Source organism: Micromonospora foliorum (assembly GCF_022229015.1).
Taxonomy (GTDB): Bacteria; Actinomycetota; Actinomycetes; order Mycobacteriales; family Micromonosporaceae; genus Micromonospora; species Micromonospora foliorum.
In genome coordinates, this window is the sequence record NZ_JAKKFF010000372.1 from 1 (window position 1) to 7,605 (window position 7,605).

A 7,605-nucleotide genomic window follows, 5' to 3' on the forward strand; every position below is an offset into this window, starting at 1 on the left:
GCAGGCTCGTCGCGATCGAGATGACCGCGGCCCGCTCGGGCAGGCCGGCCTTCTTCGTCGCGGCGATGATCGCCTTGACGTTGGCGGTCTGCTCGTCGTTGAGGGTGATGTGGGACTGGTCGCCCTGCGGCTTCGGCGCCGCCGACTGCACGGCCACCGCGGCGGGCTTGCCGTCCACCGGGGTGGCGGCGTGGGCGGCGATCGGGCCGGCGAAGACACCACCGGCGAACGCGAGACCAGCAACGGACAGCATGCTCTTACGGAAGATCGTGTTCATGGGGGTAGCTCCTTCGGGGGTAGGACACCCAACCGCCAAAAGGGGGGGCGGCGGCGGGGTGTGAGCACCTCGTCCGGCGCTGCACAAACAAGGGGAAAAGTCTGGGGGTGACGCCTACGGTGACTCGGCGTCTGCCGGCGGCCTACGGGCGGGGCTCGTGGCGCCGGGTCCAGGTGTAACGACCGGGGGGCCGGGGTCATTCCGGGGTTGGCCCACCTGCCGGGCACCCTCGTCGAGGCGGTGCCTGCGGTCGTTCGTGGGGACTGCAACGACCGGGGGCCGGGGTTCATTCCCGGGCTGGCCCACCTGTCGGCAACCCTGGAGGCGGCGCCCGTCGGCCGTTCGTGGAGACTGCAACCACCGGGCGGAGGCTGGCATTCCAACCTGCGCGACCGGCACCCCGGTGGCGGGGTGGTGGGCCGGTGGTGCTGCGATCGTCAGGGTATGTAACGACCCCGCCCCGGCCATGATTCCGACCCGCCGGTGGGCCCGGTCACCACCCACACCACCCAGCCCCGGGCAAACCCCCACACAACGCCCACTCGACGGCGTTGAACCGTCCTCATCCGGCGTGATCCACTCGGGTTCACGGAAGTCGGGGCATCCCGGACTCCCGGACCCCCCGACTTCATGAAACCCGAGTCGATCAAGCTGGCCCAGCGGCTCGGCTTGCGCAAATCGGACGAACTTCGCGCCGGGCACGGCCCATGCCGACGCGCCTGCAGCAGCGCGCTGGGATCGACCTGAGCGACACCGGCTCTGGTGGGCGTTACCCTGACACCATGCAGGCCGTCTCCCCCACCGCGACCGGCGTGGCTTTTCTGGCCCGCCCGGGTCGCCCCGCTGTGGTGGCGCGGACGCTCGCCGAGCTGGCCGGGCCTACCCGAGGTGTGGTGGAGCTGCCGGTACGGCTGATGTGGAACGCCGAGCGCACCTTCGACCTCGGCGACCCCGACCAGCTGCTCTGGATGTACGAGAACGTGCTTCGCGAAACCACCCGGGCCGAGGATCTGCGCGCGCTGATCAATGGGCGGACGCTGCGTCGGGTGTGGCGACTGCTCAACCTGCCTCGGGGCGTACGCCACGCGTGGGAGAGCCGGCACCGCGGCCTGCGCGCGGCGTGACCGAACCTCATCTGCACGAGTTCTACCGGGAGGTGGCCCGGGTGGCGCTGGCCGCCGCCGGGCCGTACCGGTTCGTGCTGGGTGGTGGGGTGGCCTGGGCGGCGCACGGGCTGGTCGCCCGACCCACGGAGGACGTCGACCTCTTCGCGGACGTGGAGGGCGCGGCAGCGGCGGCGTCCGCCGGGGTGCGGGTTGCTCTGGAGCGGGCCGGGTTCATCGTCAGCGACGCCGACCCGGACAGTGAGCTGGCCGAGCTGTTCGACGGGTACGAGCAGGACATGAAGGACTTCGTGGTGAGCCGCGACGGACGGCAGATCCGGCTCAGCCTCGCCCGGTTGGACCGCCAGCAGAGCCCGGTGGTGATGGACCTCGGCCCGGTGATGGACGTCCGTGACCTGGTGGCCAACAAGATCGCGGCGTTGGTCAACCGGCGGGAGGTTCGCGACTTTATCGACGTGGCCGCGGCCCTCGACCACTACGACGTGACCGAGCTGTTGGTGCTGGCCCGGCAGGTGGACCCCGCGCTGGACCCGGACGACGTGCGCGCCGCCGGCCGTTATCTGGACCGGCTCTCCGACCAGCGCTTCGGCCGGTACGGTCTGGGCGCCGCCGACGTCGCCGAGATCCGGCAACGCTTCGCCGCCTGGCCACGCTGACCACCGGCCAGGCGAACAAGCCGAACGCTCAAGAGCCGCATGAACCAGGGCCGCACGCTCAAGAGCCGCACGAAACCACAGCCGCACGAACCAGGACCGCACGAACCACAACCGCACCAACAAGGGCCGCGCGAGCAAGAACCGCGCGAGCAACAGCCGCGCAAACAAGAGCCGCGCGAACAAGAGCCGCGCGAACAAGAGCCGCGCGAACAAGAGCCGCGCGAACCACAACCGCACCAATAAGGGCCGCGCGAACAAGGGCCGCACGTTCAAGAGCCGTGCGAGCAACAGCCGCACCAACAAGGGCCGCGCGAACAAGAGCCGCACCGTCGGGTGGGCATCCGGAGCGGACGCCCACCCGACGAGGGATCACTTGGTCGGTCGACCGCCCGTGACCCCCAGGATCTCGCCCGTCACGTAGCTGGACTCCTGCGAGGCGAAGAAGACGTACGCGGGCGCCAGCTCAGCCGGCTGCCCGGGACGCCCCTCCGGGGTGTCGGTGCCGAACTGCTTCACCTTCTCCTCCGGCATGGTGGACGGGATCAGCGGCGTCCACACCGGGCCCGGTGCGACCGCGTTGACCCGGATGCCCTGCTCGGCCAGGTCGGCGGCGAGGGCCTTGGTGAAGTTGGCGATCCCCGCCTTCGTGGTGGCGTAGTCCAGCAGTTGCGGCGACGGGTCGAACGCCTGGATCGACGACGTGTTGATGATCGCCGACCCCTCGGCCAGGTGCGGGATGGCGGCCTTGCAGAGCCAGAACATCGCGTACAGATTGGTCTTGAACACCCGGTCGAACTGCTCGGTGCTGATGCCGAGGATCCCCTTGTCCTGCGACATCTGGTAGGCCGCGTTATTGACCAGGATGTCGAGGCCGCCCAGGTCGCGCACCGCCCGGTCGACCAGTTCCTGGCAGTGCGCCTCGTCGGTGATGTCACCGCGTACCGCGATGCCCCGCCTCCCGGCGGCCTCGACCAGCCGGATGGTCTCCCGGGCGTCGGCGTCCTCCTCCTCGCCGAGGTAGGAGATGAGCACGTCCGCGCCCTCCCGGGCGAAGGCGATCGCGACCGCCCGGCCGATCCCCGAGTCACCGCCGGTGATCAGCGCCCGCTTGCCGTCGAGCTTGCCGCTGCCCCGGTACGACTCTTCCCCGTGGTCGGGCTTCGGGGTCATCTCCCCGGTCGAGCCGGGCGCTGACTGCTGCTGTGCGGGCTGACCGGACTGCTGGCCGTACTGGCTGGTCGGGTCCTGCTGGGTGTGCTGGTCCTCGCTCACTGAAATCTCCTCGCTGCGCGCGGGAAGCGGGGCTCTCCCGCGAATGTCGTCCCTGTCCGCCCTACCCTGCGTCGGCCTGCGGAAACCGCTGCAACTGTCGGGGCTGCCGTGGCGGCAGCGGCGGGTGCTGGTTATGGTGCGCAAGGCGCTCACGAGGCGCGTCCACCCCCATGGAAAGGCACGTCATGACCTCTCCCTCCGGCCCGTCGCGCCGCCAGGTGCTCGTCGCCGCGGCGGCCGCGGCGACCACCCCGCTGATCGCCGCCGCGCCCGCGCAGGCGGCCGGCGCGGCCCGGCCGCGCACCTGGGACCTCACCCTCCTGGGCACGTCGGACACGCACGGCAACGTCTACAACTGGGACTACTACCGCGACGCCGAGTACGACGACAGCAAGCAGAACGACATCGGCGTCGCCAAGTTGGCGACGCTGATCAACCAGATCCGTCGGGAGCGGCGCGGCAAGGCGACGCTCGTGCTCGACGCCGGCGACACGATCCAGGGCACGCCGCTGGCCACGTACTACGCCAAGCAGGAGCCGATCACCGCCACCGGTGAGAAGCACCCGATGGCACGGGCGATGAACGTCATCGACTACGACGCGGTCACGCTGGGCAACCACGAGTTCAACTACGGTCTGCCGTTGCTGGACCTGTGGATCCGTCAGCTCGGCTTCCCGGCGCTCGCCGCGAACGCCGTCAACGCGAAGACCGGCAAGCCGGCCTTCCTGCCGTACGTCATCAAGAAGGTCTCCCTCGGTTTCGCCGCGCCGACCCTGCGGGTCGGCATCCTGGGGCTAACCAACCCCGGTGTGGCCATCTGGGACAAGGGCAACGTCGAGGGCAAGCTGCGCTTCGACGACATGATCGCCACGGCCGCGAAGTGGGTGCCGATCATGCGGGCCCGCGGCGCGGACCTCGTGCTGATCTCCGCGCACGGCGGGGACAGCGGCACCTCCAGCTACGGCCCCGAGCTGCCGAACGAGAACCCGGTGGCGCTGATCGCCCAGCAGGTGCCGGGGATCGACGCGATCCTCTTCGGTCACGCGCACAGCGAGGTGGTCGAGAAGTTCGTCACCAACGAGCAGACCGGCGCGCAGGTGCTGCTCTCCGAGCCGTCGAAGTGGGGCCAGCGGCTCACCCGGATGGACTTCACCCTCGCCCGCGAGCACGGCCGGTGGACGATCACCAAGAAGTCCGCCACCATGCTGAACACCAACACCGTGGTCGAGGACCCGAAGGTGCTCGCCGCCGTGCGGGCCCAGCACCAGAAGACCGTGGCGTACGTCAACCAGATCGTGGCACAGGCCACGGTCGAGATGTCCACCGTCGAGTCGCGGTACAAGGACACCCCGATCCTGGACTTCATCAACCACGTTCAGGCCGAGGCGGTCACCACTGCGCTGGCTGGCACGCCGTACGCCAGCCTGCCGGTGCTGTCGCAGGCGTCGCCGTTCAGCCGCACGGCGGTCTTCCCGGCGGGTGACGTGAAGATCCGCGACGTCGCCGGGCTGTACGTCTTCGACAACACCCTCGAGGCGGTCGTGCTCAGCGGCGCCGAGGTGCGCGCGTACCTGGAGTACTCGGCGAAGTACTTCCGGACGTTCGCGGCGGGCGCCCCTGTCGACCCCGAGCAGATCAGCGACTCGCCGACGGTGCCGGACTACAACTACGACGTGATCTCCGGCCTGGACTACGACATCGACATCTCCAAGCCGGTGGGCCAGCGGATCACCCGGCTGGTGCTGCCCGGCACCGACACGCCGGTGCCGGACAACGCCCAGTTCGTGGTGGCGGTGAACAACTACCGGCGCAGCGGTGGCGGCAACTTCCCCGGCATCGTGAAGACCCAGGTCTACAACGCGCAGCAGGAGATCCGTCAGCTGCTCATCGACTGGGCGCAGGCCCGGGGGACGATCGACCCGGCCGACTTCTTCCAGCAGAACTGGCGCCTGGTACGCGAGGGCGTGCCGGTCTTCTGACCTGAGCACACCGTCGACGGGCCGTGGGTGGTGACACCCACGGCCCGTTGCGCGTTGTCAGCCGGCGTGGCGCAGGTTCCAGTGGACCGGGTCGTCCAACACCTCGGGCCGATCGGTTCGTGATTCGGTCTCGGTCAGCTCGATCCGCTCGTCGGGACGGACGGCGAGCGGCAACTCCCCGAACCGTGCGTGGCGCAGGAACGCGTACTCGTCATCGGTGAACGGCTGCTCGGCCATCGGCACCTCCTACTCCCCTGCCATTGTCCAGCGGCTGGGTGGTTGAGCACCAGCGTGTGGTCACACCGCGTAAAGCATCCTAGGATCCTGGGTGACGAGCGGTGACCTGGCGCGACGGATGGGACAACCGGTCGAGCACCGCGAGGGCTGCCCGGATGGGGCGGCGGCGCAGCATCTCGTCGAAGCTCGCCCGCCCCTGGCAGAACTGCACGAACATCCGCCAGCCCGGCGGTGTCGCCAACAGGGCGTGGAAGACGTCCGGGCGGCGGGTGAACACGTCGAGCAGCCGGAACCCCGCCCGCATCTCCGGCAGCAGACGCTCGGCCACCGCCCGCTCGTAGCCGGCCAGATCACCGCCCGCGACCGCCGCTCCGGCCAACTCGCCGGAGCGCAACGCGAAGCTGATGCCCTCCCGGCTCCACGGCTCCAGCAGCCCCGCCGCATCCCCCACGACCAGCACCCGGCCGTTGCGCAACGGCGAATCCTCCGCGCGGCAACGGGTCAGGTGACCAGAGTCGTGCTCCGCCGGCAACCCGGTCAGACCCAACCGGTCGACGAACCGCCGCAGGTAGTCGCGGGTCCCCTCCCCCGCGCCCCGACCGGCGATCACGCCGACGGTCAGCCGGTCACCCTTGGGAAAGACCCAGGCGTACGAGCCCGGCATGGCACCCCAGTCCAGCAGCAGCCGACCCCGCCAGCGCTCCTGCTCGGCGGGCGGCACCGGGATCTCCAACTCCAGACCCAGGTCCACCTGCCGGTATTGCACCCCCACGTGCCGGCCGGTCACCCCCGACGAGCCGTCCGCCCCGATCACGGCACGAGCCGCGATCGTCGTACCGTCGGCCAGCCGTAGGCGTACCCCCTCGGGGTCCTGCTCGATCGCGCGGACCGCGACCCGCTCCCGCAGCTGCGCGCCGGCGGCCACCGCCGCCGCGCGCAGCCGGTCGTCGAACTCCTCGCGGCGCACCATCGTCACCACCGGACTGGCGTTACGACGGGTGAACTCCCGACGGCCGTCGCGGGTGAACGTCACCCGGTCCACCCGGTCGTGCGCGGGCACGTCGATCCGATCCTGAACGGCCGCCAGCGAGGTGCCGATCAGGCCACCGCCGCAGGTCTTGTACCGCGGGTGCACGGCTCGCTCGACGACCAGGGTGGAGACGCCCGCACGGGCAGCGGCGTATGCCGCGGACAGCCCCGCGGGGCCAGCGCCGACGACGACGAGATCCCAAATGATCACGGAAGCAGCCTAGGGCACCGGCCGCGCTCGACCGCCGGACCCGCCGGCCGTCGCGACCGCCCGATCGGGTGTGCATCTTCGGGCACCGAGGGGGTAACCGGCGCACGGCAACCGCCACCGACGTGGCGGACGAGCAAAGGAGGAACCATGCAGCAGGTGCAACTGTCGGAGGCCGAGCAACGGGTGTACCAGGCGGTCACCACCCTTGAGGCACGCGGGCAGGTGCCCTACCCGGACCTGATCGCCGAGGAGTCCGGGCTGACGGCGGAGCAGGTGGACAGCCCCCTGCACCTGCTCACCGAGAAGGGCCTGCTGCACCGCGAAGACTCACCGATGGCCGGCCTCGACTTCGGTCCCCGGTTCTGCGCCCGCCAGATGGCGTGACCCGCGGAACCAGCTGGCACGGTTCGCCCCCCGACGACCCGGGTAGCGGTCAACCATGGATGACCAGGGGCCGACGGGGGGCACGATGAGCGCGGCGCAGACGCCGCAACCGGTGAGCGCGGCCGAGAACCGACGACGGTGGCAGGCGGTCGGCGTCGGACTCGTCGCCGCGTTCATGACGCTGCTCGACGTGAGCATCGTCAACGTCGCGGTGCCGTCCATCGACCGGGCGCTGCACGCGTCGCCGAGCGACCTGCAGTGGATCCTCTCCGGGTACGCGCTCACCTTCGGCCTGGCGCTGGTGCCCGCCGGCCGCTTCGGCGACGCCCGCGGTCGACGCAACGCGTTCGTCTTCGGCATCGCGCTGTTCACCATCACCAGCGCGCGCGCCGGCCTCGCCACCTCCACGACGGGGCTGGTCATCGCCCGACTGCGC

The 7,605-nt window shown here is 70.5% G+C and carries 8 protein-coding genes and 1 pseudogene; 5 read left to right on the forward strand and 4 right to left on the reverse strand.

What is annotated here, in order from left to right:
• Window positions 1-277 (reverse strand): annotated as a pseudogene (locus PSH25_RS24890) (hypothetical protein); the annotation flags it as partial.
• Between the two features lie 782 nt (window positions 278-1,059).
• Between PSH25_RS24890 and PSH25_RS24895 the strand changes: the two are divergent.
• Window positions 1,060-1,401: a hypothetical protein gene (locus tag PSH25_RS24895; RefSeq protein ID WP_238661371.1), complete on the forward strand. Its 342-nt coding sequence runs from the start codon at window positions 1,060-1,062 to the stop codon at window positions 1,399-1,401.
• Window positions 1,398-2,057, forward strand: a complete 660-nt coding sequence (locus PSH25_RS24900; RefSeq protein WP_238661372.1) for a nucleotidyl transferase AbiEii/AbiGii toxin family protein — start codon at window positions 1,398-1,400, stop codon at window positions 2,055-2,057. Before PSH25_RS24895 ends, PSH25_RS24900 begins: the two co-directional genes overlap by 4 nt.
• A 369-nt stretch (window positions 2,058-2,426) precedes the next feature.
• Here PSH25_RS24900 and PSH25_RS24905 read toward each other — a convergent pair whose 3' ends face one another.
• Window positions 2,427-3,329 carry an SDR family oxidoreductase gene (locus tag PSH25_RS24905; protein WP_238661373.1) on the reverse strand — a complete coding sequence of 301 codons (903 nt, stop codon included), beginning with the start codon at window positions 3,327-3,329 and terminating at the stop codon, window positions 2,427-2,429.
• A gap of 185 nt (window positions 3,330-3,514) precedes the next feature.
• On the opposite strand from PSH25_RS24905, the gene PSH25_RS24910 reads away from it, so the two are divergent.
• Entirely contained in the window at window positions 3,515-5,308 is a 1,794-nt protein-coding gene (locus PSH25_RS24910; RefSeq protein ID WP_238661374.1) for a bifunctional metallophosphatase/5'-nucleotidase, read from the forward strand.
• 57 nt (window positions 5,309-5,365) lie between these two features.
• On the opposite strand, the gene PSH25_RS24915 is transcribed toward PSH25_RS24910, so the two are convergent.
• Together PSH25_RS24915 and PSH25_RS24920 are read right to left on the reverse strand one after the other, a co-directional pair.
• Window positions 5,366-5,545 (reverse strand): hypothetical protein, encoded by a 180-nt coding sequence (locus PSH25_RS24915; RefSeq protein ID WP_238661375.1) that lies wholly within the window; start codon window positions 5,543-5,545, stop codon window positions 5,366-5,368.
• 79 nt (window positions 5,546-5,624) lie between these two features.
• A complete protein-coding gene (locus tag PSH25_RS24920; RefSeq protein ID WP_238661376.1) occupies window positions 5,625-6,785 on the reverse strand; it encodes a geranylgeranyl reductase family protein in 1,161 nt (386 codons plus the stop codon).
• Between the two features lie 147 nt (window positions 6,786-6,932).
• On the opposite strand from PSH25_RS24920, the gene PSH25_RS24925 reads away from it, so the two are divergent.
• On the forward strand, window positions 6,933-7,169 hold the full coding sequence (locus PSH25_RS24925; protein WP_238661377.1) for a hypothetical protein: 237 nt from the start codon (window positions 6,933-6,935) through the stop codon (window positions 7,167-7,169).
• Between the two features lie 85 nt (window positions 7,170-7,254).
• The coding region (locus PSH25_RS24930; protein ID WP_238661378.1) for an MFS transporter at window positions 7,255-7,605 on the forward strand (351 nt) is incomplete at its 3' end.